Source organism: Brevundimonas bullata (genome assembly GCF_014207965.1).
Lineage (GTDB): Bacteria > Pseudomonadota > Alphaproteobacteria > Caulobacterales > Caulobacteraceae > Brevundimonas > Brevundimonas bullata_A.
Genome location: NZ_JACHLM010000003.1, coordinates 347,693 through 373,285, shown reverse-complemented (window position 1 = coordinate 373,285; position 25,593 = coordinate 347,693). Strand labels below are relative to the sequence as shown.

The following is a 25,593-nucleotide window of genomic DNA, read 5'->3' as shown; positions in this document are numbered from 1 at the left end:
CGCACGACGGCGACACGACGGTTGAAGCCGCGGCCCGGATCGTCCTCACTCCAGATCTCTAGGGTCCTCAATGGTGGGTCGCGTCCGCACCCGAAGGCTGAGCCTGCGTGCGGAGGCTGAAAGCGCTTGAGCCTCGGGGTGCGCGAGGACCCGAGAGGGCAAACTAGCGAGAGAGGGGCTCGCCGGCCCTGTCGTCCGCGGAGGATCATCCCGCTCAATAAGATTGTGTCCGATAGCCGACAGAACCGGATCATCGCCACGGTGTTGCTAGGCCTCCGGAGCACGAACTCTTCATGATTGACACGCTTGAGCCCCCCGTAGCCGTTCAGCCATTGGTGGACGGTCCTGCGCCCAAGGGAGATGGCGGATCCCCAGGAGTAAGAACGCCGCCCGCCGCCGTGGCGGCGCGCGTCATGGAAACCTGGGTGGCCAAGGGCGGCGATCTCCTGGTGCTGGCGGCGAGCGAGCGGCGGGCCGATGAAATCGGCCGCGCTCTCAGCGCGATGGTCGCTCCTGAGGAGGCCGCCGTTCTGGTGTTTCCGCCATGGGATTGCCTCCCGTATGATCGCGCCTCGCCGTCGCGGGAGAGCATGGGCAGACGAATGGCCGTCCTCGCGAGGCTGTCGGAGCCGTCGGGTCACGGACGGCTGGTCGTGACCTCGCCAGAGGCGGCGATGCAGCGGACGGCTCCGTTCGAGGTTGTCTCCGCCCGGTTTGACGTCGCCGTGGGAGCGCCGCTTGATCGCGATGCACTCAGCCGGTTCACCGCCCGGACCGGCTACCTCGCCGATGAACGCGTGGACGAACCGGGCGAGGTCGGTCTTCTCGGGGAGGTGGTGGATGTCTATCCGCCGGCGGCGGATTGGCCCTGCCGCATTGTAATATCGCACGACGGAAGCGTGGCGGAAATCCGACGTTTTGATCCTGTGAGTCAGAGGTCTCGCGACAGCGCGCCCGTTCTGTCCCTGACGGTAGCATCAGAGCTGGTTCTGAATGATGCCGCTGAGGGCGCCCAGGATGCGCCCGGGGACGAGCATAGGATGGCGGAATGGTACGACGCGCCTCTCGGCAGCCTGTTCGAGGCGCTGCCCAAGGCGGTCCTCCTGATGGAGGACGACGTAGCCGAGCGCGCTGAACGAACAGCCGAGCACGTCCTGGAAGCCTTTGAGGCCCGTCGGACTTTCGGCGACCCCGATGATCGCCAGCCACCCCCGCCTGATCATCTTTATCTCTCCTTGAGAGAGGTCTCCAAGGCCCTTGCAAAGGCGAAGACGATCGATGTGGAAAATGTGCAGGCGACGCCCGATTTCGCCCGGGCGGGCGCCCCAGGGACCGCGCTGAAACGCTATCTTCTGGGTCAGCGCGCGCAGGGACGTAAGGTCATCGTCGCGGGGCTGGCTCACGAGCAGCGGGTCATTGCACGGCTCCTGAAGCGCAACCGTATCGAGACGGCCCTCCCGCTTTCGAACTGGACCGCCCTTGAGGAGGCGGAGCGCGGCGCGCTTGTCTTCGTCATCGCCGACCTCGACAGGGGTTACGAGGATGAGAAGAGGGACCGGGTCGTCGTGACGGCGACAGACATCATGGGCGGTCGTCTCGCTCGAGAAGCCCGTCCCGCGACTGACCCGTTCGGCGATACAGAAACCCGCCTCGGGGATGTCGTCATCCACGAGGAGTACGGATTGGGCGTGCTGCGGGCGCTCGAGCAGATTGAGGCCGACGGCGCTCTGCGCGACGTCTTGCGGCTGGAGTATCACGGGGGAGCGACCGTGCTGGCCCCGGTAGACTAACTCGATCGTATCTGGCGTTACAGCGCTGAACCTTCGAAAGTTAAACTTCATCGCCTGAACACGCTTGGCTGGCCCAAGAGACGGGCGGAAGTCAGTGCGCAAATCGACGCGACCGCCGCTCAAATGGTCGAGACGGCCAAGGCGCGTGAAGCTGCGGAAGCGGCCAAGATCGTTCCGCCGCGCCAGGCCTACCTCCGGTTCGTGGACCGCTTTCCGTTCCCGGAATCCGTGGATCAGCTCGCCGCTATAGAGGCTGTCCTGAATGATCTGGCCTCAGGGCGACCCATGAACCGTCTCGTCTGTGGAGATGTCGGTTTCGGCAAGACGGAGGTGGCCCTGAGGGCAGCGGCCGCCGTCGCTCTCTCTGGAGGACAGGTCATGTTGGCGGCCCCGACCACCATCCTCGCCCGCCAGCACTACGAGACCTTCCGCCGACGCTTCGAGGGCGCCGAATTCCAGGTCGGCCTGCTGTCGGGCATGATCGAAGCCCCGCAAGCTCGGGAAGTGCGAGACGGTCTCGCCGACGGTTCGATCCGGGTCGTGATCGGCACGCATGCCCTGGCCGACGAGACCCTGGCCTTCGCGGATCCCGTCCTGGTCATCATAGACGAGGAGCATCGGTTCGGCGCCGGGATCAAGGCCCAGTTGTCGTCCCGGGCGTCACACCTGCTCTCCATGTCTGCGACCCCGATTCCCCGAACCCTTCAGAGAGCCCTCGTAGGCGTTCAGGATGTCAGCATAATCGCCAGCCCCCCTGCGCGGCGGCGCCCCGTACGCACCTTTTTGGCCGACTACGACGCCGCCTCGGTAAGGACGGCGCTCCTGCGCGAAAAGCGCCGCGGCGGACAGAGTTTTGTCGTCGCGCCTCGTATTGAGGATATTGAACCGCTGGCGATCCGACTAGCGGAGCTGGCGCCCGAGCTCCACGTCCTTATCGCTCACGGCAAGCGGCCTCCTGACGAGATGGAGGGGGTCATGTCGGACTTCGCCAGCGGAAAAGGCGATATTCTGCTTGCCACGAATATTGTAGAAAACGGGCTCGACGTGCCGCGTGCCAATACCATGCTGGTCTGGCGTCCTGAGTGCTTTGGCCTCGCCCAACTTCATCAATTGAGGGGACGGGTGGGGCGAGGACGCCGCCAGGGCTTTACCTATCTGTTGATCGAGCCAGAGACTGAAATCGCCGATCACACTCGGGCGCGCCTTCAAACGCTTGAGGCCCTGGATCGGCTGGGGGCCGGGTTCGCCATCAGCGCACGGGATCTGGACCTTCGCGGCGGAGGGGATCTGGTCGGCGAGGAACAGGCCGGTCATATCAGGCTGATCGGCGCCAGCCTCTATCAGAGAATATTGACGCAGGCCTTGGGCGCGGCGCGTGGCGAGACTGGGATCGAGCCCGTTCGGCCTAGGATGACCTTGAGCGGCGTGGGGCGTCTGCCGGAGGACTATATCCCGGATGCCGCAGTGCGCATCTCCTTGTACGCCCGGCTTTCCCGACTCGTAAGCGCGGAGGAGATTGATCAACTCCACGAGGAGATCGAAGACCGGTTCGGGCCTCTTCCAGAGGCCGCAACGGCGCTGATGAATGCCAATCGTCTGACGATCCTCGCCCTCGCCGCCGGCGTGACGGAGGTGGTGTCGGGACCAAAGGCCACTGCATTCGGTTTTGCAGCGGAGCGGTCGGCAGGAGCCGCCAAGCTTCTCCCGGCGGCCGAGGGGCGCCGTTGGTCGGCTCAACGCCTCATTATTGATACCGCCGACGGCCAGCCGCATGAGCCGGCGTTCCTGGAGGCGATTCTGGCTGAGCTTGCGGAGGGAGCGCCCGACGCAGAAGCCAGATAGACGGGGTTCTGCTTAATCTCGTCGAGGGAGTGTCGTGCGCTCCTGCGCGCCCTACGCGCGTTCCGCGTCGCCTGGTTGTAATGGTCAGCTTCGTTTACCTGCCGCCGCCTCCAAGCCGCGGAGGCCGACACCTTGGAAGCGTGTGCCCTAGCGCCGTCGCGCGACTACGCTTGTTCAGAGCCACTGTGTCGCTCAAGCTGAGCTGCAGGGCGCGAACGCGGTCATGGAGAACGAGACTGTATCCGACATAGGCGCGGGTTGCTCTAGGTGGTGTGGACAAAGTGCCTGACCCACAGGCGGATTGAAGCGACGAGGACGAAACCGAGGAAGCTGTCGGCGGTCTTGTCGTATCGGGTCGCCAGTCGGCGGCTGTGTTTGAGCCTTGAGAAGCAGCGCTCAACGAGGTTCCTCAGGGCGTAGATATGACCGTCGATGACGGGCTGAACCTTGCGGTTCCGCCTTGCGGGAATGACGGCGACGACATCCCTGGCGTCAAGGTCGGCCAGGATGAAGTCGGCGTCGTATCCCTTGTCGGCGAGCAGCACGCGAGGCTGTGGGCCGGGTTCGTCCATGACCGGCGCATAGCCCTTCACATCGGAGACCTGACCGCCGCTCAGCGTGACCGCGACAGGGAGGCCCAAAGCGTTGCTGCGGAGATGGATCTTGGTCGAGAAGCCACCGCGAGAGCGGCCAAGACCCTGGTCCTCATCCCCTTTTTTAGCGCGCCGGCGGCGTGCTGATGGGCGCGGATGATGGTGGAATCGATCATCTGGACGCTGCCATGCCCTGCGCCGGCCTCGTTCAGCGCCTCCAGCATCACCTCCCAGGTCCCCGCCAGCGTCCAGCGCCGGAACTGCCGATAGACCGAGTTCCACTCGCCGAAATGGCTGTGCAGGTCACGCCAGGCCGTGCCTGTCCGAGCGATCCAGAACACTCCGTCCAGCACCCGTCGGTGATCACGAGGACGCCGCCCCCGTCTCGGCCCCTTCTCGACAACGAACGGCTCGAAGAACGCCCATTCCTCGTCCGACATCAAACCACGAACCAACGCCACCCTCCGCAAAGAGCAGCCTTGAATCAGTCATCTGGTGATTTGGGAATCCACTTTGTCCACGCTACCTAGTCCGGCAGAATCTGCGGGTTTAAAGCAGAGGCGTAAATCGAGCTTCGCCGGGACCCGGTCACGCCGCCTCGGCTTGAGCGTCTGCGCTCGCCTCGGCGCAGGGGGCGGCTGTCGAAAGAGCCGGGCCCGATGAAAGCGCATCGCAGGCTTGCGGCTTTGCGTTGACGATCGGCCGGGAAGTGAAGATGTAGAAGCCGCGATCGGCCATGGCGGCGAAAAAGTCGCGATCATAAACCCCATCCGCGCACATCGAATTATCCGTCTCCTTGATGTTCAACAGGGAGCCGGTAACTAGATTGCGCGCACCACGTTCCTTTAGACTGATACACGACCCAAGGCGTGCGTCAGTTGACGGTCAAGCGCCTCCGGCGCGCTCAAGCGGAGCCTCCGCGCCCGTCATTCTCGGATCGGGTCGTTTCTCCTGATTTCTTAAAAAGCCCGTCAGAGCCGTGCCGAGGTAGACGACACCAAGCAGGAGGAGGAGCAGTCCCGCGAAGCGCAGCAGACGTTGAGGGTCGCGCATTACAGGGGGCTTGTCGGCAGGTTTCATGCCAGGTCGGTCCTTCGAGCAGAGACGGCGGCATGGGTTTCAAGTCTCGGAAGGCGTCGTCTGTTCCCGATGACTGAGATCCGCTCCTGCCGAAATGCGGGCGGAACGGGTAGGCGAGCGGCGCGCTAACCCAGACAGTCAGGGCGCTGGATCCGACGAGGGATCATGTCCGAACCAGATGAGGGCTGATATGAAATTCTACGAGATCGTCGTCGCCGACGCCCTTGGCGCCGAACGGAGATTGAGGGTGCCGTCCCCGACAGATGCCCAGGCCGTGGACGCCGCCGCGCCCCTGTTGAAAAGCGGAGAATCCATACTCTCGATCCGCCAGACGCCCGACGATGGTCTCCAGAAGACTGACGGTCCCCCGCCTAAGACCCAGGCTGAGGAACTCGCGCCGACGACGCCGGGCATGGCGGCACGTCGCGACGCCTCGTGATCCAGGAGGTCTGTCGTCCGGCCCCGAACCTCTTGGGCCGGGGAGAATGAAGATCCGGATCGGCACAGCAGGCTGGGCCATTCCGGCTGAGGTGAGAGACCGGTTTCCTGTCACGGGCAGTGGGCTGGAGCGCTACGCCGCGCGCCTCGGCGCCGTCGAAATAAACTCAACCTTCTACCGCCGCCATCGCCCATCCACGTTCGCGCGCTGGGCCGCCGCGACGCCGCCGGATTTTCGCTTCTCGGTTAAGGCTCCGCGCGATATCACTCACCTTCGGAAGCTGGAGAACTGCGACGACCTGCTCGCGGAACTAGCCTGCGATCTGGCGAGTCTGGGCGACCGACTGGGTCCGATCCTCGCGCAGACGCCGCCCAGCCTTCTCTTCAACAACGCCAGGACGGCGGCCTTTCTGGACGCTTTTCGGGCTCGCCTCGAAGCGCAGATCGTCCTCGAGCCCCGGCACGCATCCTGGTTTACGGAAGAAGCAGATAGTCTGCTCGCTCACCACGGGGCCGCGCGCGTCGCGGCGGACCCGGAGCCCGCGCCAGGCGCGGCCCTGCCTGGCGGCGACGGGTGCGTCTATTTCCGTCTTCACGGCAGTCCGGCCATGTATCGGTCAGCCTATGGTCGCGACCGGCTCGAGACCATCCGCGACAAGGTGCTGGCATGGGATTCGAGCGATAGCGACCGCTGGGTCATCTTCGATAACACCGCCATGGGAGAGGCGGCCGCTGACGCGCTTGCGCTCGCGCAGATGACGGACGTCGCCTAGTCGTCAGCCTGCAAGCGCCTTCCATACCAAGGAGGAGGATCGCCTAATGCTCCGGTGGGGGCCAAGGCGGCAGCGCGCATGATGATGGACGTGACCAAGGGGCTTCCTCGCCGAGCTTCGTCCTGGTTGCGAGCTCTGAGAGAGCAAGAGCCTGGTCTCCGCGCGAGCGGAACGCGGAGCGAGCGATGGTGTCTCATTACGCTCTCGGCGAGCCGAGATTGCCCGTGTTTGGCCGGAGCGACCCAAACGGCGCCGGAGACGCGAATCTTGTGTCGGCTTGCGGACAGTGAGCCCGCCCGCCCGTCGTGGGGGGGCCCGATGGCCTCAATGCCGCGCCCGCCCCCTTTTGAAGGAAACCCGATGGCGTCGGAGGCGCTTTGTTCTTCACATCAATCAGGAGCTGATGACCATGCGCCACGCCTCGACCTTTGTCGCCGCCGCTGCGGCCGCCGCCCTATTGTCCGCCTGCAGCCCCCGGGACGGGAATGAAGCTGTGAACAAGGCTCAGGATGCGGTGTCAGCGCCGGTGGGCCAGACCTCGGCCGCCACAATGGGAGGAAACCTGGTCAGCGCCTATGTGCCGGCCGCAGCCATGGGGGACATGTATGAAATCCAGGCCGCGGATATTGCTCTGGAGCGGGCCAGCCGCGCTGACGTCAAGGCTTTGGCTCAGATGATCAAGACGGATCACACCGCCGCGAGCGCCGCGTTCAAGACTGCCGCCTCCACAGCGGCCCCGAACGTGACGGCGCCTGCGGAACTCGATCAGCGCCGCAAGGGACTGCTGGACAACCTGAGGGACGCCGGCGCCGCCGATTTCGACAAAGTCTACATCGATCAGCAGGTCGCGGCTCACCAGGAGGCCGTAACCCTGCACCGGGGCTTCTCGGACAACGCGGAGGCGCCCGCCCTGGCGACGCATGCGCGCACGGTCCTGCCCAAGATCGAGGCCCATCTGCAGAAGGCCGAGGAAATCCAGAAGGCGATTTCCGGCGAGTAGCATGGCCCCCAGGCTGAAGGTCTTTGAATGGTCGGACGGCTTTCATCGTTTCACGGTGGCGGCCTCCTCTAGGCCAAAGGCCCTTGCCGCCTGGGGCATCCAGCAGGACATCTTCGCTTCAGGCCTCGCCAAGGAAGCCCCTGAATCCGAGGACGCGGAGGCGGCCCGGGCGCGATCAGGGGAGGTCGTCGAGAGGGGGCTGGCGATCGACATCGGCAAGACCGGACCCCGAACGGCGCGAGTGAAGGCGCGTAAGGGGCCGACCGCCGCCGAGAAACGTCGGGCCCAGCGCCTCGCTGACGAACTGGAGGCGCTGGAGCAAGCCTACGCCGCCAGCACGGAGGCCCTTCGCGCCGAGACCGGGCGGCTCGAGGCGCAGGCATCGCAAGAGAAGGCGCGGTTCGACAAGACCCGCGCCAAGCTCGCCGGGGACCTGAAGCGGGCGAGCGAGAAACTGTAATCGGCTGAGGCGCCCGCGCCCCCCCCCCAGCCAATCGGAGAGAGCCAATGCGGACGCAGCAGACAAGCACTGACGCCGAGATGGCGTCGACGGGATTCCTGGACAACGACGTTCACAACGGGGACCATTCATCCTCATCCATCCAGGCCGTCATGATCAACCGGCCCCGGTCCGAGCTCTACGGCTTCTGGCGCGAGTTCCGGAATCTCCCCCTCTTCATGGCCAATGTACGATCGGTCAGCGGCGACGGACGCGTTTGGATCATAGCCGGGCCCGGCGGCTTCGAGGTTCAGCTGGAGACCGAGATTATCGAGGATCGCCCGGGCGAGAAGATCGCCTGGCGCTCCACTGAATCAGCGGACATCGATCACGAAGGCTGGGTCGAGTTCCGTGACAACGCTTTCGGCCGCGGAACCGAGGTGCGCGTCATGATCAGCTATGACCCGCCTGCCGGCGCCGTGGGCAAGCTCGTGGCCAAGGTGATGCAGCGCGAGCCGCGCATTCAGGCCAGACGTGAACTTCGCCGCTTCAAACAGCTGATGGAGACAGGAGAGGTTTCCACCTCCCAGGCTCCCGTCGCCGCGCCCCGCGGCTGATCATCAAGGACGAATTCCATGCGCGCACTGACCTGGCACGGCAAACACGATGTTCGGGTGGACACGGTCCCCGACCCCGAGATCGTCAATCCCCGAGACGCCATAATCAAAATCACCGCCACCGCCATCTGCGGCTCGGACCTCCACCTCTATGACAGCGTCATCCCCGGCATGCACCGGGGCGACATTCTCGGCCATGAGTTCATGGGCGAGGTGGTGGAAGTGGGGCGCGGAAACACCAGCCTGCGGGTGGGGCAGAAGGTGGTGGTGCCCTTCGTCATCGCCTGCGGCCAGTGCTTCTTCTGCGGCAAGGAGCAGTATTCAGCCTGCGACAACTCCAATCCTGCCGACAAGTCCGACGCCTCCGAGGTCGCCTACGGCTACCCGGCAGCGGGCCTGTTCGGCTATTCGCACCTGACCGGCGGTTACGCAGGCGGGCAGGCCGAGTATGCCCGCATTCCCTATTCGGACTTCGGTCCCATCGTCGTGCCCGACGGCATCGAAGACGAGCGGGTGCTCTTCCTTTCCGACATCTTCCCCACCGGCTGGATGGCGGCGGAAAACGCCGGGATCCAGCCCGGCGACACCGTGGTGGTCTGGGGCTGCGGCCCGGTCGGCCTTTTCACGATCAAGAGCGCCATCCACATGGGGGCGGGGCGGGTGATCGCCATCGACCACCATCCGCGCCGTCTCGCCCTGGCGAAACAGAACGGCGCCGAGGTGCTCAACTATCATGAGGTCAAGGTGCTTGAAGCTCTCAAGGAGATGACGGCAGGCATCGGCCCCGACGCCTGTATCGACGCGGTGGGCATGGAGGCGCACGGTTTCGCTCCGGATAACATCATCGACGCCGTCAAGCAGGAGACGAAACTGGGGACGGACCGCCAGCATGTCCTGCGCGAGGCCATCATGGCCTGTCGCAAGGGGGGGCGTATTTCCATGCCCGGTGTTTATGGCGGGATCGGCGACAAGCTGCCGATCGGCGCCTTCATGCAGAAGGGGCTCACCCTGAAAACCGGCCAGACCCACGTGCAGAAATACCTGCCCACACTGTTGGAGCTTGTGATGGACGGCCAGATCGACACCACGGACCTGATTAGTCATCGCCTGCCGCTCGAGGAGGCCGCAACGGCCTACAAGAATTTCCACGACAACCCCAATGAGTGGACCAAGGTGGTCCTCAAGCCTTGAAGGCATGAAGGTTCAGGCGGCGCCCTTTGAAAGATGGCCCATTTTTAAGGCAGCGGTTCGGCGAGGCCCGGTCGGCTGCCTCTGCCTGACGCATGGAACCCCTTGGCGGATGAACCATTTGAGGGAAAGGGGCAGTGATGCGCTCCATCCTTCGGCGGGCAGGCGTCGTCGCCAAAGCGCGCGACGCCTGCTAGTCCGCGTGTCAGGAGCCCGCGCCCCAGTGTTCCACAAGAACCGTCGGCGCGCAGCCACGGGCCCAAATACAGGCATTCGCAAGACGGCAGGCCTTTCTGGAGTTTTGCTCGTAGAGGCGGGGAGCCGTACGAGGGAATCTTGGCCTATCTGGTCACACGTGAAGTCATGGCGAGGCATCTGGCCGCCTGCGTATCCGATCATAACGCCGTGCTGAATCTGGCGGCCTTTCGAGGCCCAAGGACGGGCTGGGGTTAGCCATCCATGCCGGCAGGAGCGGGTTGAGGTCTTCGTCGCGGTCGGGCGTGTTCACCTGCACGGGTGGCTCAGGAATGGGCGGCCTTCGCAGCGTCGTCCCGGAAGCGCCACTTCATGAACAGAACGCCGGACGCCATCGCCAGGGCGCAGGCGTTCGCGATCGTGACGGGCCACGCCTCAGTCATGACGCCGTAGACCACCCACAGGATGAAGCAGATGACCGTCAGGGCGTAGGTCTTCAAGCTGACAGCCGAGGCGTCTTTCTCCTTCCAGATCTTTATGCCTTGAGGCGCAAAACTGGTGATGGAGCAGACGGCCGCCGCCGAGCCCACGATATTCGCAACGAGTTCGCTCATGACGCCGCAACGTGCCCGTTGAGCCGCTGTTCCTCTGAGTTCAGAAGGTTGCGCATCACTCTGACGGCGTCGCGCGCATCGCTCGGCATTGGACGGGAGTCTTGGGGCTCTAGGCTTTAGCCTGCAGCGTGTCTTGATCTTGCTCACGCAGCCAGTTGTGAGCCTTTGTCGCCGCTATGGCGCCGTGACCCATGGCGACGCTGATCTGATCCAGACCTTCCACCACATCTCCGGCGGCGAAGACGCCGGGAACGCCGCTATCGGCGACGCAGGCAGCCGACACGCAACCGGCTCCGGTCAGACCGATGCCGAGCTGCTCCGCCAGAACTGACCGCGGCCGACACCCCAGGGCCGGATAGATGACGTCGAACTCCAGAGACGCGCGCCCTTCAAGCCGCACGCCGATGCGGTCCGCACCCGGTTCCAGAGCGAGCAGGGCGCCCTTTTCCACGCTGACGCCAGATGCAGCCAACTCCTGCACCTGGGCGGGGGAGAGTTCGGGATGGCTGAGCGGCATCAGGGTGACGTCGTCGGAGTATTGCCGCAGGAAGAGGGCTTCGGCGGCGCCGTTGCTGTCGCAACCGACCACGCCGATCCGCATGCCCAGATGCTCATAACCGTCGCACACAGGGCAATAACGCAGCACGCCCGCTCGGATCGCTTCCTCATGGACGGCGTGCGGCAGATCGACCTGATTGAGCTCTATGCCTGTGGCGAGGATGACCGCGCGGCTCGTTCGCGTAGAGCCGTCTTTGAGACGGAGGCGAAATCCGTCGGCGACAGCGTCGATCATGATCACCTCCGCCTCCTCTACGGCGGCGCCGTACTGGACGGCATGGCGTGTCATCCGCGCGATCAGCTCTGGTCCGCGAATGCCGTCCGGAAACCCCGGCGCGTTGTGGGTTAGGGGAATCCTTAGCGCACGGCTCTTGCCGTCGTGCAGCACCAGAATGTCCCGACAATATCGCGCCAGATAAAGGGCTGCGGCAAGGCCAGCCGGGCCGGCGCCGATGATGACGACATCACGTCGAGCATTCAGTTCTGCGGCCACGTTTGTGCTCTTCCGGAGTTGCTGCCCTGGCGAGCAAAGCACGCTGGGCGAGGTTGCGTTCCCGGCGACCAGAGCCTGGCCGTCCCAACCGGGTGCAGGCGACGGGCAAGGCAAGTCGGCCTAGCGGGCGCCGGCGATCAGGGCGCCGCAGTCGGCGTCTTCCGCCAGTCCCGGGTCGATGAAGCCCAGCAGCGCGGCGACCGGATTGACCAGGGTCGCCAGGGCGCCGACGATCCCGCCCTGGGTCGCCACGGCCGAAACGTCCACGCCAAGGCTCGGGGAGACGAGCGGGCCCTTGACCGTGATCGGGGCCCAGACCCGCAGCAGGCGAGGCTTCTTGGTCTCGCCGTCGATCCTGAGGTTCATCGTCTCGGCCCCCAGGTCGATGGTGCCCGATCCCTGGGCGAGGACCACGTCTGTATCAATCACAAGGGTGCGCGAGGTCGCCACGCCGCCGGCGACTGTGAAATCCGCCACGGCGCAGCGGATGCCGGATGTGGACTGATCGCCGGACAGCAGCTTGCGCAAGCCGACGCCGACATTGATGCCCAGCAGTTCGGCGAAGGCTGATCGCATCCGCCCCTGGGGCACGACCAAGCTTATGGTTCCCCTGGAGTTGGCCGCCAGATCATGGATGGAGGCCCCTGGACCTTCAAGCTTCGCCCGACCCAGGGCGCGGCCCGTCACCGTCGGGGCGCCCCCTCGTGCGGGGATGATCGATTCCAGCGTATACCCGCTCAAGCGGAAATCGACGGCGCTGTAAGGCGTGCTCCTGCGGGCGTCGATCCGCGCTGTCCCGTTGAGCTCGCCGCGATTGAAGGTGAAGGACACCGGGTTGAGCTTGAGTATCCCGTCCTTCAGGTCGGCGCCGAGCCGGACTTGCCGGATGTCGAGGGTGTTGGCCTTCACCGAAGCGGCGCGATAGGACAGGGACCCGTCCATGGCGCGAAGCCTTTCGGTGCGCAGCGGCGCATCGGGCAGGAGTTTGCCGGGGGCGCCAGAGCTGGCGACCGTCCCGCCGCTCGTGACCCTTGGCCGGGCGCCGAGGACGGCCGCGAGATCATCAATGTCGAGCGAGCGAGAGACCAGTTCCGCATCAACCCGGCGGCGTGCGCCCATCTTGTTCACCTCCAGCGTTCCCGACAGGTCTGACGATCCGACCCGTCCGCTGAAATCGGCGAAGCGGAACAGGGCGCCGTCGCGGCTGAGGCGGCCGCTCAATCTGTAGGGCGGCGTGTTCGGCGTGGTGATGCCCGTCAGCAGATAGAGGTCGGCCAGGTCCCGTCCTTCCAGCTCCAGCACGGCGTTGAAACGCCCAAGGTCGAAGGGCCGGGTGACGGCGCCCTCTGCCTTCAGTCTCGACCCGGCCCCTGCCAGATCGGCGGTGAAGGCGTAGGGCCGGTCTCGGCGGATATTGACGAAGGGGCCGCCCGTGACCCTAAGGCTTAGCGGCGCGCCGTTCATCGTCCCCTTGCCGTCAAGCTGGAAACCGCTTTCGCCGTCCTCGGGAGACCGCGCTTCGCGCGCGGCGAGCATGGCGTCGAGCTTCATGCCCCGTCGCTGCTCGTCCAGCGTCAGGCGGCCGTCCTTGATGACCAGACGCTGGATGACCGGCAGCTTCGCCCCGCGACCGTCGTCGGGTCGATCCGGTTTCAGGTCCCAGCTGCGCCGGCCTTGCGCGTCCACGATCAGATGAACCGTCGGGCGCGTCATGGTCAGGGATGACACCTCCACCTGGCCCAGGAACAGCCGACGCAGCCGAACCGAGACGTCCAGCTGTTCGACCTCGGCCGTATTCCGACCGCGCGCCCATGCGGGGCCGCCGATACTGAGCCTGCGCACCGTGGCCGACGGGGTCCAGCTGAACAGCCTGACATCCAGATCGCCGTTCAGCAGGACCTCGCGGCCGGTCGAGGCGGACGCTGCGCGGCTGATCGGTCCGCGCAGCCAGTTCCAGTCGAACAGAACCAGGAACAACAGACAACCCAACGCCAGGGCCAGGGTTATCCCCACCGCCACGGCCTCCGGCCTTCCTGGATGTCGAAACGCCAGCCAGACAGGGTCTTCGGCCACCACATACGTCTTGAGCCGGTCCGCCCTGTCCTTCACCAGACTCCAGCCGGAAATCACGGCTGCACGCAGAGATTGAGGGACTGATTTCGGGCCAGGTCGGTTGATCAAGATCGCCTCCGGTGAAGCTGATCAACGCCCGAGACGGCAAAGGGCGCCATGGCGAAATCCCGGCGGAGACGCGATCGTGATCTGATCGCCAAAGAACCCAAGAGGGCGGAGGTCGGGACGGCAAGCAAGCCTGAGCTCCGCCGCGGTCATGCAGCCGGTCTGCGCAGCGGAACGAGCGGCGCGGCGAGGACATTAGACCGGCATGTTCCAGCGCGCCGTCTGACGTCGCGCGCCTCCTCACAAGGATGACCCGATGTCCGATCGCCTCGCCATGCAGGATCCCCGCCGACAGTACCCCCGACCGCCTTTTCCCCGCCAGCCCCAGCCCGAGCCGGGGCTGGCGGGTCGCATGAGCCCCAGGCCGGATCACGGCGAAGACAGCTATGTCGGCCATGGTCGGCTAAAGGGGCGCAAGGCCCTGATCACGGGCGGAGATTCCGGCATAGGGCGGGCGATCGCCATCGCCTTCGCCCGCGAGGGCGCAGACGTGGCGATCGGCTATCTTTCGTCCGAGGATGCGGACGCCAGGGAGGTGATCGCCCTGATCGAGAAAGCCGGGGTCAGGGCGTTGGCCCTGCCGGGCGACATCCGCGACGAGGCCTGGAACGCGACCATGGTCGAGCGCGTCGTTGAGGGGTTCGGCGGACTGGACATTCTCGTCGTCAACGCCGGACATCAACAATACCGAGAGAACGTGTCGAAGGTCTCGACAGAGGATTTCGACGCGACGATGAAAACCAACCTCTACGCGTTGCACTGGCTGTGTCAGGCGGCGGAGCCGCACCTGCCTGCGGGCGCGTCCATCATCACCACCGCCTCGATTCAGGCCTATGAGCCGTCTGACATCCTGCTGGACTACGCCACGACCAAGGCCGGTATTGTCGCCTACACCAAGGCCCTGGCCAAACAGATGATCGACAAGGGCGTGCGTGTGAACGCCGTAGCGCCTGGGCCATTCTGGACGGTGCTGCAGCCCAGCGGCGGCCAGCCGCAGGAGAAGGTCGAGCAGTTCGGCGCCCATAGCGCTTTCGGCCGTCCGGGACAGCCTGTGGAGATCGCCCCTGTCTATGTGCTGCTGGCCTCACAGGAAGCCAGTTTTGTCACGGGAGAGGTATGGGGCGTCACCGGTGGGGCGGGGGTCGGCTGAGACGTCCCAAAGCAGGGTCGTCGACAGAGAGGAACAGCAAGGCTGGGTCGACGTTGGCTCCAGGCACGCTTCGGACTGCGCGGCCCGGCGGCCTCGCGCAGACGACGGAACGCGTCGAACCACGACGGCCAGTGAGGTGAGGGGGAAGGATGCAAGCCGCAGTTCATGGGGCCAAATCGGAACTGAGCTATCTCGGGGATCTCGGCCGCGCCTTCGGCGGGGCCCTGCTGTTCAGCCTGCCTCTTCTGATGACGATGGAGATGTGGGCTCTGGGCGTATCCGCGCCCCCGTTGCGACGCCTCGCCTTTGTGCTCGGGGCGCTGCCGGTGCTTTACGGTCTGGCGCATTACGCGGGCTTCTCGGCGCGCAGGGGTCTGATGAACAACACTCTGGACACCCTGGTCGCGCTCGCCGTCGGCTACGTGACCTCGGCCGCGCTCCTGGCTCTGTTCAATGTCCTTGATTACGCTTCCCTGACGTCGGCGACCGGACAGATATCTCTCCAGGCGGCGCCGGCGGCTCTTGGCGCCCTGGTGGCGCGCCGCCAGCTTTCGGGCGACGGAAAACAGGGGGACGAGGACGAGGCCTCCTATCCCGGCGAGCTCTTTCTCATGCTGGCGGGTGCGCTCTATTTCGCCATGAATCTCGCGCCGACCGAAGAAATGCGACTGATCGCCTATCTGACCACGCCGTTGGGCGCTCTGGCGCTTCTGGTCGTGTCGATATTTCTTCTGCATGTCATCGTCTTCGAAGCAGGCTTTGCAGGCCAGGAAGAGAAGGAAACGCCGCTTCGCGCCTTCCTGCACTTCACCCTGCCTGGTTACGCCCTTTGTCTGGCGGCGAGCCTCGCCATGCTGTGGACCTTCGCCGCTGTCGATGGACATGGGGCGGGGGCTGTAACGGCCAATGTGGTCGTATTGGCTTTCCCCGCCGCTCTGGGGGCCGCAGCCGCCCGGCTTCTGGTGTGAGTATGACCGGGATGAAGAACCGCAGAACATCCGACGGGGGGACGTCGTCCCGGTTGCAGGCCTTGTGCGCCTTCCTGGGTCTCATCGTCACCCTGGCCGCAATCGTGGTGCTCGCGCGCTCCGCTTTCGCTCATCAGTCGCCGCCGGACCTCTCCGTCAGAACGGAGGCCCCCCGGCCCGTCGCATCCGGTTGGGCTGTGGAGGTCAGGGTGCTCAACAAGGGCGACATGACGGCGGCCGCTGTCGAGATAGAAGGCGAATCCGAAGGGGAGCGAGCCCAGGCCAGCCTCGACTACGTGCCGGGGCGCGGTGAAAAGCGGGCGACCCTGGTGTTTTCCTCCAGTGCGAAACCCCAGGCCCGCGTTCGGGTGATGGGATGGAGCGATCCTTGAGCCATGGGACAAGCCAGCGGCCTGCCTTGATTGACCTCAGCTGGCAGGTTCCGAAGCCCTCAGCTTTTCAGCGGCCAAGCCGCATGTCTTGCCTGAATGGGCCGGACTGCTCCCGGAATGGCCGCGGCCGGACGTTACGAGGCAGGTCGGCGATCGGCTTCGCCTCTACCCCGCGCGTGCCGAACGCCCGACGCTTCACCGCCGCACCTTGGCCCGCGTCTCGAGTTCGCCGACCCGCCGTTCCAGATAGGTCCGGTCATCCGCCGACGGAGCAAGGCGTTCATAAGCCGCAGCGAGTCGGTCAAGGTCGCCGTGCTCGATGCGCAGCTGCGTCTGGGCGGCGGCGGAAAGGCCCGAATAGGGCAGGCTCCGAAGGACGGCGTCCAGACGACTGCGCGGTGTCTGGACCGGTGTCCCGCTCCCGTATCCCACGTCGCCGACGCGGGCGTCGAGGGCGTCCAGCCGGGAATCGAGATCCTCGCGTTCGCGAGCCGTGATCTGGCCGTCGCGCAGATACCCCGCTTCAACCTGGATCAGGGCGGCGTAGTCGGCCTTCAGCCGCGACCCTTCCGTGCGGCTCAGGCGACGCGCCGACACGGCTGTATCGACCCGGCGGTCAAATTCCGCCTTACCAGCGACGACAGAGGCGACTTCCGACGAGGGGTCGGCATAGCGGCCGTCCGCAAGCACACGGGTCAGGGCTTCGTAGCGGCTGGCCAGGTCCGCACGTTCTTCCGCTGTAAAGCGGCGATCGGATCCGTAGCGGGTTTCAAGATCCACGAGCGCCGCATAGTCGCTCTTGAGTCGGGTTGCGGTCATTTGATTGATCGCGCCGGACCGGACATCGGAATCAATGCGAGCGGTGAACTGGTTTCGCTGGGTCAGAAGGGGGGTGCGTCCTGCGGCCCACTGGGCTTCGATCGATGTCGTAACGCCTAACCGATCGCCGAAAAGCGCGCCAAGAATCGCTCCGATTCGTTCCTGCTGCTGGGAAGGCGCGTCGCCGGAGTTCTGAGCTGCAGCCGGGGAGGCGGCGAGAGCGACAGCGAGAGCGGCGGCGGGCAGGCAGCGGATTGAGGTCATGGTTTGCTCGTCAAGGTGAAGGTTTCGCGATGAACGGCTCCGCGGGCTGTCGGTTGCTCCGGGGGCTCTGAGACGCGGGTGGGAACTTCGCAGCGCCGGGCGACGCTCCATCCTTATGAACACCCTAGCCGCGTTTCTCCTTGTCTTCGTCTTCGCGGTTCCGGTGGCTGTTGGGCTGGTCCTCGCCGGCAACGTCTTCAAACATCTTGGACGAGGTTGGGGTATGGGAGACAGATCATGAACTATGTTTTGATCGCGCTCTGCCTGCTGTTCACGGCCGTCGCCGTGGCGGCCATCAGGCATAGCCGCCGCCCGGCCGGCAAGCCTTCGGCAATCGAGAACGGAAAGATCGACGACGTGAACGGACGCTCGGATCGCGACACCTGAAACGGAAAAACACGAGACTGGTTTGGCCGACTTTCGCAATACTTTGGGTGCCGCAAAGGTGAGCCCCTACGGGGAAGGATGGCCATTTGGGGACGTCAGGGGCGCGGCCCCCGAACCCCTAAGGCGCAGGCCACTGACGAGCGGCGTGCAGTACGCGGAGAATGCGAACCTGATCGTCGGCCATGTCATAGACCAGGACGTAGTTTCGGTGGGCGATCAGCTCGCGTGTTCCAGGGACGCGCCCTATCCGGCCTAGGGCAGGATCATCGGCAAGGCGAGCGGCCTTCTCGGAAATCAGTTCGTCCAATGCCAGGGCGGCGGTTGGGTTGTCTGCCGCGATGTATTCTCGAATGTCTTTGCGGTCGATGCTCGCAGGCCGGGTCCAGACCAGCTTCACGAGTGCGCCAAGCGTTGCCGCGTCGCCTCGCGCCATGCCGCCGCCTCGGCTTCGACCTCTTCGGTCGAGATTAGATCTCCGGCGTTGGCGGCGTCGATTCCGATCTGCACCTGGCGACGGAACCAGGCGTCATGCTCGGCGGCTTCCTGATGCTGGCGTACGTAGTCCCGCATGAAGCCGCGCAGTACCTGGGCGGCGTTCCGGTCACTGGACTTAGCCGCCGTCGTGAACTCGCTTTTTAGGACCTCATCGACCCGGAAGGTGAAGGTGGCTTCGTTCATGGGAACGCCTCGTGTGTTGCCAGAGAAGTGCATTGTAACACAATGGCCGTTTGCTTGAGCGAAAAACAGGAGGCTTTCGGAGATGAAAACGGATGGCGATGACCTCGTAGAGCCGTAAGGCGTAGCGGCTCGCGAACGCCATGACCGCGCGGCGCGACAGGGCCGCCCAGTGGTTCGACTGGGCGAGGACCAGGCGCAAGACCGGCGAGATTTGGAAGTGGACCTCTGAGCCGCGGCCGTCGTCCAGGTCGCGCTCCACGTCTGACAGTAGCGGCCCGATCTTCTCGGCCCTGCCTCGTCCTGTGATGATCGCCATGCGGACCGTCGTGCCAAACAGTTCACGGCACGTCTCCACGAACTCCTCCCGTGAGACGTGGAAAGCGTCGTTCAATGCCTGATCGGGGCGCTATGCACCTTTTCGGCGCAGGTCGGCCCCGGCGGCGTCCATCAACAGCTGCAGTAGCTTGGACGCCAGCAGAGTTAGGGTCTTTAACTGGTCCCTGAACTGAAGGTCCCACACGTCGCCCGGCGCGATGAGCTGATCCTGACGGTTGGCGCGGTCAGCGATGACCTGAGATCCTCGGGCGGCCTACGACTTCACGGTTTGCCGTCGTCGATGGCCTGCCGCTCCGTCCTGACCGCGCGACGGTTTGCGCGAGCCACTTTTGTGTATCCGATCACACCGGCAAGGAAGCCGACCGCTGTAGCGACGGCGGCCAGCACAAGATGGTCTTCGACGTCATGTCCATAGAAGCCTGAAACCACGAAGACGCCGAGCAGGCTCACCGTACCGGCGCAGAGCCCGGCCATGGTCGATCCGCCCGTGGGCGCCGGGGCGTAGAGCTCGGCGCGCTCGCCGGCCAGCTTCTGCTTCCGTTCATCCGTCATAAATCAGGTGTCGCACAGGGATGAGGCCAGGCCGAGGCCCAACTTCATTTCATCAATCCGGCCTTGCGCAAGGCCTCCTCAATGACCCGAAGGGCGGGGTTGTCCCTTTGTCGAGCCCTGACCAAAACATCGGGGCGACGACGACCTGTCGGCTCATGAGACGAGGGGCGGAGCGAGCCCGGATCGTCTCCGAGGCTGCGCCTGGCGTCAAGCGTGGCCAGCCCCCAGCCCATGGCGATCTCGAAGCTGGAAGAGACGCCCACGTCCAGAATATAGGGTGCGACCCTGCCATAGCTGTCGGGCCCTGCCGTCTTGACCGGCGTGCCGTGCGCCATGCGGGGAATGAAGTGACGCTCCACGGCCAGCGCCCCTTCTGGCGAAAACCAGGCCTGAAATATCCGTCCGTCCGGCGTCCTGGCTTGGCGGGCGGTCGGCAGGGCCCCATGCACATTCCGCCACTGACGCAGGACGGCGTCGCCAGCGGCGGGGCGGACCGTGGCGTCGCCGTCGCCATGCCAGACGGAGACGGGCGGTCGAGGCCCGGTGTAGGCGCTGGCGGCGCGCACCCGGTCCCCCAGAGCCTCATCTGTCAGGGGGGCTGCGCCCCCCATGGCGTTAAACGCCTGTTGGAGGTTGGAGGCGACGCCGTAGGGGAGGCCCGCAATCACAGCCCCGCCGGCGAACAGCTCCGGGTAGGTCGCCAGCATGACCGATGTCATGGCGCCGCCGGCTGACAGGCCTGTGACATAGACCCGTTCGGGGGCGGCGGCGAACTCCACCACGGCGAAGTCCACCATGGCTGCAATCGACGCCGCCTCGCCCTGACCACGAGCGATATCTCCGGGTTCGAACCAGTTGAAACACAGATTGGCGTTGTTCTCTCGGTTCTGTTCCGGACAGATCAGGGCGAAGCCAAATCGGTCAGCGAGATCCAGCCATCCGGCGGTTTCCGCATAGCCCGCCGCTGTCTGGGTGCAGCCGTGCAGGACGACCACCAGGCCGCAGCGCTCCGGCGCCCCTCCGCTCGGGGTGTAGGTTTTCATCCTGAGGTTTCCGGGATTGGCGCCGAAATCCTGAACGGCCCGAAGGCGGGAGGGCGAGGTGTGATTCTTAGCCATGGCGCTATCCGTCGCCGGGCGACCCGGCTCCAGTCTATATGGTTGTTGCAGCGCAGCATCGCTCGCCGCTGCGGCGTTTTTCCGGCCAGGCTTCGCTGTGGCGTCAGGGAGGCCGCAGGAGAACAAGGTCCATCCGCCCGTCAAACGGCGCGCGACCATGATCACGAAAGAGCACGCCTGGATCGACGCCGCGGCTGTGTAGGGGGGGGGCTGATCTGCCGGGGACGGTGATGGCGGGCGGCGAGGTGCGCGTCAGCTCCTGACTGCGCGGCCCTAGGCCAGCAGTCTCTCTGTCCTCAAGCGCACAGTGGCGATCAGACCCTCAGGGTTCCACTGGTAGTCGATGGACCCCCGCAGCTTCCGGGTGACGATCAGGTCGAGAAGACGGCTGCCAAAGCCAAGGGCGTCGTTGGGGGGCGTGACAGCCGGACCGCCGTGCTCCGTCCAGACCATGATCACCTCGTCCTCGACGACGGTGCACGTCAGGTCGAGCAGCCCGCTGGCGCACGAGAGCGCACCGTATTTGAGCGAGTTCGTCGCCAGTTCATGGATAACCAGCGCCAGATCGGTGGCGGCGCCTTCACCGATGCCTATTCGCGGAGCCGCCACCCGAATGCGGCCGCTGAACGCGCCGAGGTCGTCGTAGGGGTTCAGCAGGATGGACATAAGATCAGCGAGAAGGGCGGCGTTTTCGGTTTGACCCGGTACGGGGCGGACGAGGTCATGCGCACGTCCAAGGGCGGCGAGGCGGCTGGTCAGTTCGCTCGCCATTTCCTCCTTTGTTCCCGGAGCCCTGGATGACATGGAGGTGAGGGCGCCGGCGATTGCGATCAGGTTCTTGACCCGGTGGCTCATCTCGCCAGCCAGAAGCTCATGGGCTTCTTCAGCCTGCTTGCGGCCTGTCACGTCAAGGAAGACGCCATACATGACGTTGCCGATTATGCCTTCATCATCGCCTCGTCCACGGGCGGAAATCCAGCGGACCTCATCCTCGACGAGAATCCTGAAATCGATCTCATAGGGTCCCAGGATACCCCGCGTCGCATTGAACGCCGCGCGGACGCGATCCCTGTCGGCGGGATGGATGTGTCTGGAGAGGTCTTCAAAAGCGACCTCCAAGTCTTTTGGAACATTCCACAGGGCATAGCCGACGGCATCCATGGTAAGGCGGTCGCTCTCGACGTTCCAGGACCAGAGGGCCACGCCTGCGGCCCGTATGCCCAGCCGTAGATGCTGCGGGGCCCAGACGGGAGCGGTCGGCTGGTTCATGGCTTGGCGTCCGTTGTCCCTTTCGGGACGGTCGAGCTTACTGGACCCGATCGAGGCGTCAGAGCAAGCGCCAAGCGATGCGACCCAGGGGCCATCAGGTCAGTCCCTGCGGCAGGCGAGATGTCTCCGCCATTGGAAATTCAGTCTTGCGATGGCGGCGGCAATGAAACCGCCGCGCCGTCCTCCCAGGCAGCGAGCGTTCGCGCCCGGTCCGGATTCGCGGACTCGAGATCGCAGAGGAGGACCCACCTGACGTCCGCCGCCACGACGTCAGCTCTCACCGAGCGACGATCAGCGGATCCACGAGCAGCAGAGGAACCGGCTACAACGCCATCGTTCGTAATGGGCGTCTGCATGCCGGCGTCCAGCTCTTTAGCAAGCCGCCAGGCCCGCTTTCGGGTCATGGGCTGGAGCGACCCCTGAGCTATTGGAGAAAAAAGCGGCCTGCCCTGATGTCACCTCTGCTGACAGGCGGCGAAGTCCTGGGCTCGTCAGCGGCCGATCCGCATCTTCCGCGGGACAGTTTGGGAATGGCGGCGGCGTGATCGTGACCTCATGGCTGCAGATCGTTCTCCGTTCCTCTAAAATCGTCACCCGCGGCGAGCGCTCCTGATCAAGCGATCATCGTTCGGAAGGGCGGCGCAACTGTTGACGGCGTGCGCGTTCTTCCAGCCTGGCGTTTTGCTCGTAAAGACAGGCGAGGCGAAGAAGATGCAGACGCTCCTTCTCGCAATCCCTCGAATGCGCCGACTCCTTGGCGCGCAAGGCGCGCAGACGATAGTAGCTCATTGGCCCTTCGCCGGATCACTCGAGCGAAGGCGAAGGGCGATAAGGGCAGCGGACGACAAGCTAAGCATGGCCAATATACGAGACTGGCCAAGATTGGTTCACAAACAATTCTGAAAACAGCGTTACATTGGGATGATTCGTGCTTAGCCGATGCCGCCGGGAACGCCCTGGCCGGACTTGCCGAAGACGGTGAGGCTGGGGTCGCCGAGGACGGGGGCGGAGATCCTGCCGTCCTTGATCAGATAGGCCTCGGTGCGCTGGAAGACGAACTTGCCGTTTGTGCTGAGCACCTGACCGCCGCCGAAGTTAGCCGCGTAGAGGCCGCGCTTGGTCGAGGCGATCATCATCAAGAAGCGTCTGGCAATGATGATAGGCTGCGGTCGGTTTTGCGCTGGGGAGGCCAAGGCCGCTCAGGCTTACGCCAAAGAAGCGATTTAAGGTTGCTAGGCGATGGGGATACAAAACCTAGGAAGATAGGGTCTAACCTCCGAGGATTTTTACTTAGCTCATGGCGCTCTCAAATCGCGAACTTGCCCGTCAGCTCCTCGGTTGGGGACGCATGATGCGTCTGTCTGAACTCAAGGCTGTTGGGGTTACGGCGCCGACCTCGCGCAATGGCAGCGGATGGCGAAACGCTTCGCCTCGGACGCGGGATCTATCAGGCGTCTCATGCAGACATGGGCATGCAGCATGACCTCAGCGCAAGGGCGGCTGACGGGGCCAGTGAAGGCCTGAACCTAGACCGCCGTGCCGCCTACGGTCAGGCCGCCCATCTTTAGGCTGGGCTGGCCGATGCCGACGGGGACGCCCTGTCCTGATTTGCCGCAGACGCCGACGCCGGGGTCGAAGGCGAAGTCGTCGCCGACCATCTGGATATGCGTCAGGGCGGTGGCCCCGTCGCCGATCAGGGTGGCGCCGCGGACGGGTGCGGTGATCCTGCCGTCCTCGATCAGATAGGCCTCGGTGCACTGGAAGACGAACTTGCCGTTGGTGATGTCCACCTGGCCGCCGCCGAAGTTGGCGGCGTAGAGGCCGCGCTTCGTCGAGGCGATCATGTCCTCGAACTTGTCGTTGCCGGCCTCCATGAAGGTGTTGGTCATGCGCGGCATGGGCATGTGGGCGAAGGACTGGCGGCGACCGTTGCCGGTGGCCTGGGCCCCCAACTGACGCGCTGACAGGCGGTCGTGCATCAGGCCGACCATGATGCCGTCCTCAATCAGGACGGTGCGCGAGGTCGGGGTGCCTTCGTCATCGAAAGACAGCGAACCGCGCCGCCCGGCGATTGAGCCGTCGTCAACGATGGTCACGCCGGGGGCGGCGACGCGCTGGCCCATCTTGCCGCTGAAGACCGAGGAGCCCTTGCGGTGGAAGTCGCCCTCGAAGCCGTGGCCGATGGCCTCGTGCAGCAGGACCCCGGGCCAGCCGGCGCCCAGAACCACGTCCATCTCGCCCGCCGGGCAGTCGATGGCGTCGAGGTTGACCAGGGCCTGCCTCAGGGCCTCGTCGATCTGGCCCTGCCAGCGGTCCGGCGCGATCCAGGCTTCAAAGCCCGCACGGCCGCCGGCGCCGGACGAGGCGCTCTCGCGCTTGCCGTCGCGCTCGACCGTGACCGAGACGTTCAGCCGGACCAGAGGGCGCACGTCGCTGAGCAACCGGCCGTCGGCGCGCAGGATCTCGATCGCGCGGCGCTCTCCGGTGATCGAGGCCGAGACCTGCACCACGCGCGGGTCGCGGGCGCGCGCCCAGGCGTCGATTTCCGACAGCAGTTCGATCTTGTCCGAGAAGCCGGGCGAGGCGAGGGGATCGACCTCGTCATAGAGTTTCTGATTGGTGGCGCGCGGGGCCTCGGCGGCGTGACCGGCGTAGCCGCGCTTGGCCAGGGACGCGCTGTCGGCGGCGCGGCGGATGGCGGCGGCGGAAATCTCATTGGCGTGGGCGTATCCGGCGGTCTCGCCCGCCACGACGCGCAGGCCGAAGCCCTCGACCGCGTCGTAGGAGGCGCCCTTCAGCCGTCCGTCGTCAAAGACGAGCGATTCGCTCTCGGTCTTTTCCAGAAACAGCTCGCCGTCGTCGGCGCCGGCCAGCGCCGTCTGCAGAATGGACAGGGCCTCGTCAGGGGCCACGCCCGCGGCGTCGAGGATGGGGGAGGGGGAGGCGACTGTGCTCATGCAAGGCTAGATAGGCGCTCGACCGCCCTGCGTCACGGGTTCCGCATACGGAACGGCCCCTCTCGCGCTGCGAAAGGGGCCGTCGGCCGTCCTGGGCGGACAGGATCAGTCCTGGGTGACGTCTCCCGAACCGCTGATGTCCTGGCGCAGCTGGGCCGGGCGGCGGGTCAGGCGCACCGAGCCGCTGCCCGAGACATCGATTTCGGCCTTGCCGGTCGGGCCGACTTCGGCGTCGCCGCTGCCGCTGACCCGCAGTTTGGCGTCGGTGACGAACAGCTCTTCCAGCTCGGCGCTGCCAGAGCCGGAGATGTCCAGGGTGACCGCTTCGGTCTTGCCCTGGATCTGGACGTCCGAGCTGCCGGTCATGGTCAGGTCCAGGGTCGGTTGATCATAGGCGCGGATTGTCAGGTCCGCCGGCCCGGACAGGTCGAAGGCCTTCACCGAGGGCGCCCTGATGGTGATCTTCAGCGCTTCGGTCTCGCTCCAGCCGTGAATGCCGGCGCCGCTCCAGCGGATGTAGCTGCGGTCGCCTCTGGGGGCGTCATCCATGGTCAAGCGACCATTGACGAAGCGGACCCGGTCAACGGCGCTCTTGGGGCCGGTGATCGTGATGCCGGGCGAGGCGGCGTCCTGATCATAGGTGACGTCGGCGGGCAGATCGATGGCCAGCCGTTGGTCGCCGGTCCAGGCCAGCGTGCGGGTCACGTCGGGCGAGACGGCGCCGCGTTCGATCTTGAAGCTGTCGTCGCCGGCGTCGTCGTCGGTGACCACCCAGGTCCAGTCGTGGCGGGCCAGGTCGCGGCCTCCCACAGCGAAGGCGCCGCCGATGCCGACGATGGCCAGGATCAGGCCGGCGCCCGAGATGATGAGTAGATTGCGGATCATGTCAGTTCCTCCCTCAGAAC

Annotated in this window: 27 protein-coding genes and 2 pseudogenes; 12 read left to right on the top strand and 17 right to left on the bottom strand. The window is 65.2% G+C overall.

The features are described 5' to 3' along the window. The first annotated feature begins 398 nt into the window (after positions 1-398). Together HNP51_RS10565 and HNP51_RS10560 are read left to right on the top strand one after the other, a co-directional pair. Positions 399-1,790 carry a CarD family transcriptional regulator gene (locus HNP51_RS10565; RefSeq protein ID WP_184269687.1) on the top strand — a complete coding sequence of 464 codons (1,392 nt, stop codon included), beginning with the start codon at positions 399-401 and terminating at the stop codon, positions 1,788-1,790. A gap of 123 nt (positions 1,791-1,913) precedes the next feature. Beyond that, positions 1,914-3,632, top strand: coding sequence for a DEAD/DEAH box helicase (locus HNP51_RS10560; RefSeq protein WP_184269689.1), 1,719 nt, complete (start codon positions 1,914-1,916; stop codon positions 3,630-3,632). Positions 3,633-3,895: 263 nt separating this feature from the next. Here the strand turns inward: HNP51_RS10560 and HNP51_RS10555 are convergent. The 3 genes and pseudogenes from HNP51_RS10555 to HNP51_RS10545 all read right to left on the bottom strand — a co-directional run bounded on the left by HNP51_RS10555 (position 3,896) and on the right by HNP51_RS10545 (position 5,305). Further along, positions 3,896-4,665, bottom strand: a pseudogene (locus tag HNP51_RS10555) (IS5 family transposase). A gap of 148 nt (positions 4,666-4,813) precedes the next feature. Continuing rightward, complete coding sequence (locus HNP51_RS10550) at positions 4,814-5,032, bottom strand: hypothetical protein (protein ID WP_184269691.1); 219 nt, start codon at positions 5,030-5,032, stop codon at positions 4,814-4,816. Positions 5,033-5,110: 78 nt separating this feature from the next. Continuing rightward, positions 5,111-5,305, bottom strand: a complete 195-nt coding sequence (locus tag HNP51_RS10545; protein ID WP_184269693.1) for a hypothetical protein — start codon at positions 5,303-5,305, stop codon at positions 5,111-5,113. 190 nt (positions 5,306-5,495) lie between these two features. On the opposite strand from HNP51_RS10545, the gene HNP51_RS10540 reads away from it, so the two are divergent. From HNP51_RS10540 to HNP51_RS10515, 6 genes are all read left to right on the top strand, one after another. Further along, positions 5,496-5,744 carry a hypothetical protein gene (locus tag HNP51_RS10540; protein WP_184269694.1) on the top strand — a complete coding sequence of 83 codons (249 nt, stop codon included), beginning with the start codon at positions 5,496-5,498 and terminating at the stop codon, positions 5,742-5,744. A 46-nt stretch (positions 5,745-5,790) separates the two neighbouring features. Next, entirely contained in the window at positions 5,791-6,516 is a 726-nt protein-coding gene (locus HNP51_RS10535) for a DUF72 domain-containing protein (protein ID WP_184269696.1), read from the top strand. Positions 6,517-6,919: 403 nt separating this feature from the next. After that, the gene (locus HNP51_RS10530) at positions 6,920-7,516 is read left to right on the top strand and encodes a DUF4142 domain-containing protein (protein WP_184269698.1); all 597 of its coding nucleotides are present in this window, start codon (positions 6,920-6,922) and stop codon (positions 7,514-7,516) included. Between the two features lies 1 nt (position 7,517). Continuing rightward, positions 7,518-7,976 carry a hypothetical protein gene (locus HNP51_RS10525; protein WP_184269700.1) on the top strand — a complete coding sequence of 153 codons (459 nt, stop codon included), beginning with the start codon at positions 7,518-7,520 and terminating at the stop codon, positions 7,974-7,976. 47 nt (positions 7,977-8,023) lie between these two features. Beyond that, positions 8,024-8,572, top strand: coding sequence for an SRPBCC family protein (locus HNP51_RS10520; RefSeq protein ID WP_184269702.1), 549 nt, complete (start codon positions 8,024-8,026; stop codon positions 8,570-8,572). An 18-nt stretch (positions 8,573-8,590) separates the two neighbouring features. Then, complete coding sequence (locus HNP51_RS10515) at positions 8,591-9,763, top strand: zinc-dependent alcohol dehydrogenase (protein WP_184269704.1); 1,173 nt, start codon at positions 8,591-8,593, stop codon at positions 9,761-9,763. A gap of 518 nt (positions 9,764-10,281) precedes the next feature. Here HNP51_RS10515 and HNP51_RS10510 read toward each other — a convergent pair. From HNP51_RS10510 to HNP51_RS10500, 3 genes are all read right to left on the bottom strand, one after another. Next, entirely contained in the window at positions 10,282-10,569 is a 288-nt protein-coding gene (locus tag HNP51_RS10510) for a SemiSWEET family sugar transporter (protein WP_184269706.1), read from the bottom strand. A gap of 109 nt (positions 10,570-10,678) precedes the next feature. Continuing rightward, positions 10,679-11,620, bottom strand: a complete 942-nt coding sequence (locus tag HNP51_RS10505; protein WP_184269708.1) for an NAD(P)/FAD-dependent oxidoreductase — start codon at positions 11,618-11,620, stop codon at positions 10,679-10,681. A gap of 120 nt (positions 11,621-11,740) precedes the next feature. Continuing rightward, positions 11,741-13,693 carry an AsmA family protein gene (locus HNP51_RS10500; RefSeq protein WP_311769934.1) on the bottom strand — a complete coding sequence of 651 codons (1,953 nt, stop codon included), beginning with the start codon at positions 13,691-13,693 and terminating at the stop codon, positions 11,741-11,743. 361 nt (positions 13,694-14,054) lie between these two features. On the opposite strand from HNP51_RS10500, the gene HNP51_RS10495 reads away from it, so the two are divergent. The 3 genes from HNP51_RS10495 (at position 14,055) to HNP51_RS10485 (ending at position 16,308) form a co-directional block, all read left to right on the top strand. Next, a complete protein-coding gene (locus HNP51_RS10495; protein ID WP_184269710.1) occupies positions 14,055-14,948 on the top strand; it encodes an SDR family oxidoreductase in 894 nt (297 codons plus the stop codon). Positions 14,949-15,097: 149 nt separating this feature from the next. Next, entirely contained in the window at positions 15,098-15,916 is an 819-nt protein-coding gene (locus tag HNP51_RS10490) for a TIGR02587 family membrane protein (protein ID WP_184269713.1), read from the top strand. 2 nt (positions 15,917-15,918) lie between these two features. Further along, on the top strand, positions 15,919-16,308 hold the full coding sequence (locus HNP51_RS10485) for a hypothetical protein (protein WP_184269715.1): 390 nt from the start codon (positions 15,919-15,921) through the stop codon (positions 16,306-16,308). A gap of 195 nt (positions 16,309-16,503) precedes the next feature. Here the strand turns inward: HNP51_RS10485 and HNP51_RS10480 are convergent, their stop codons facing one another. Beyond that, positions 16,504-17,127 carry a hypothetical protein gene (locus HNP51_RS10480; protein WP_184269717.1) on the bottom strand — a complete coding sequence of 208 codons (624 nt, stop codon included), beginning with the start codon at positions 17,125-17,127 and terminating at the stop codon, positions 16,504-16,506. Between the two features lie 501 nt (positions 17,128-17,628). Between HNP51_RS10480 and HNP51_RS10475 the strand changes: the two genes are divergently transcribed. Then, a complete protein-coding gene (locus tag HNP51_RS10475; RefSeq protein WP_184269718.1) occupies positions 17,629-17,778 on the top strand; it encodes a hypothetical protein in 150 nt (49 codons plus the stop codon). Between the two features lie 118 nt (positions 17,779-17,896). Here HNP51_RS10475 and HNP51_RS10470 read toward each other — a convergent pair whose 3' ends face one another. The 10 genes and pseudogenes from HNP51_RS10470 to HNP51_RS10430 all read right to left on the bottom strand — a co-directional run bounded on the left by HNP51_RS10470 (position 17,897) and on the right by HNP51_RS10430 (position 25,573). Beyond that, positions 17,897-18,211, bottom strand: coding sequence for a type II toxin-antitoxin system RelE/ParE family toxin (locus tag HNP51_RS10470; protein WP_184269720.1), 315 nt, complete (start codon positions 18,209-18,211; stop codon positions 17,897-17,899). Next, on the bottom strand, positions 18,172-18,456 hold the full coding sequence (locus HNP51_RS10465) for a CopG family ribbon-helix-helix protein (protein ID WP_184269722.1): 285 nt from the start codon (positions 18,454-18,456) through the stop codon (positions 18,172-18,174). The genes HNP51_RS10470 and HNP51_RS10465 overlap by 40 nt, the downstream gene beginning before the upstream one ends. Beyond that, positions 18,422-18,847, bottom strand: a complete 426-nt coding sequence (locus HNP51_RS18990) for a RepB family plasmid replication initiator protein (RefSeq protein ID WP_409360117.1) — start codon at positions 18,845-18,847, stop codon at positions 18,422-18,424. The genes HNP51_RS10465 and HNP51_RS18990 overlap by 35 nt, the downstream gene beginning before the upstream one ends. A gap of 206 nt (positions 18,848-19,053) precedes the next feature. Then, positions 19,054-19,344: a hypothetical protein gene (locus HNP51_RS10460; RefSeq protein WP_184269724.1), complete on the bottom strand. Its 291-nt coding sequence runs from the start codon at positions 19,342-19,344 to the stop codon at positions 19,054-19,056. 44 nt (positions 19,345-19,388) lie between these two features. After that, entirely contained in the window at positions 19,389-20,462 is a 1,074-nt protein-coding gene (locus HNP51_RS10455) for a PHB depolymerase family esterase (protein ID WP_184269726.1), read from the bottom strand. A 273-nt stretch (positions 20,463-20,735) separates the two neighbouring features. Next, positions 20,736-21,731: a sensor histidine kinase gene (locus HNP51_RS10450; RefSeq protein WP_184269727.1), complete on the bottom strand. Its 996-nt coding sequence runs from the start codon at positions 21,729-21,731 to the stop codon at positions 20,736-20,738. Positions 21,732-22,352: 621 nt separating this feature from the next. Beyond that, positions 22,353-22,520, bottom strand: a complete 168-nt coding sequence (locus HNP51_RS10445) for a hypothetical protein (RefSeq protein ID WP_184269729.1) — start codon at positions 22,518-22,520, stop codon at positions 22,353-22,355. A 143-nt stretch (positions 22,521-22,663) separates the two neighbouring features. Continuing rightward, positions 22,664-22,864 (bottom strand): annotated as a pseudogene (locus HNP51_RS10440) (metallopeptidase TldD-related protein); the annotation flags it as partial. Between the two features lie 393 nt (positions 22,865-23,257). Further along, positions 23,258-24,688: a metalloprotease TldD gene (gene tldD, locus HNP51_RS10435; RefSeq protein ID WP_184269731.1), complete on the bottom strand. Its 1,431-nt coding sequence runs from the start codon at positions 24,686-24,688 to the stop codon at positions 23,258-23,260. Between the two features lie 105 nt (positions 24,689-24,793). Then, positions 24,794-25,573 (bottom strand): GIN domain-containing protein, encoded by a 780-nt coding sequence (locus HNP51_RS10430; protein WP_184269733.1) that lies wholly within the window; start codon positions 25,571-25,573, stop codon positions 24,794-24,796. Positions 25,574-25,593: the final 20 nt, after the last annotated feature.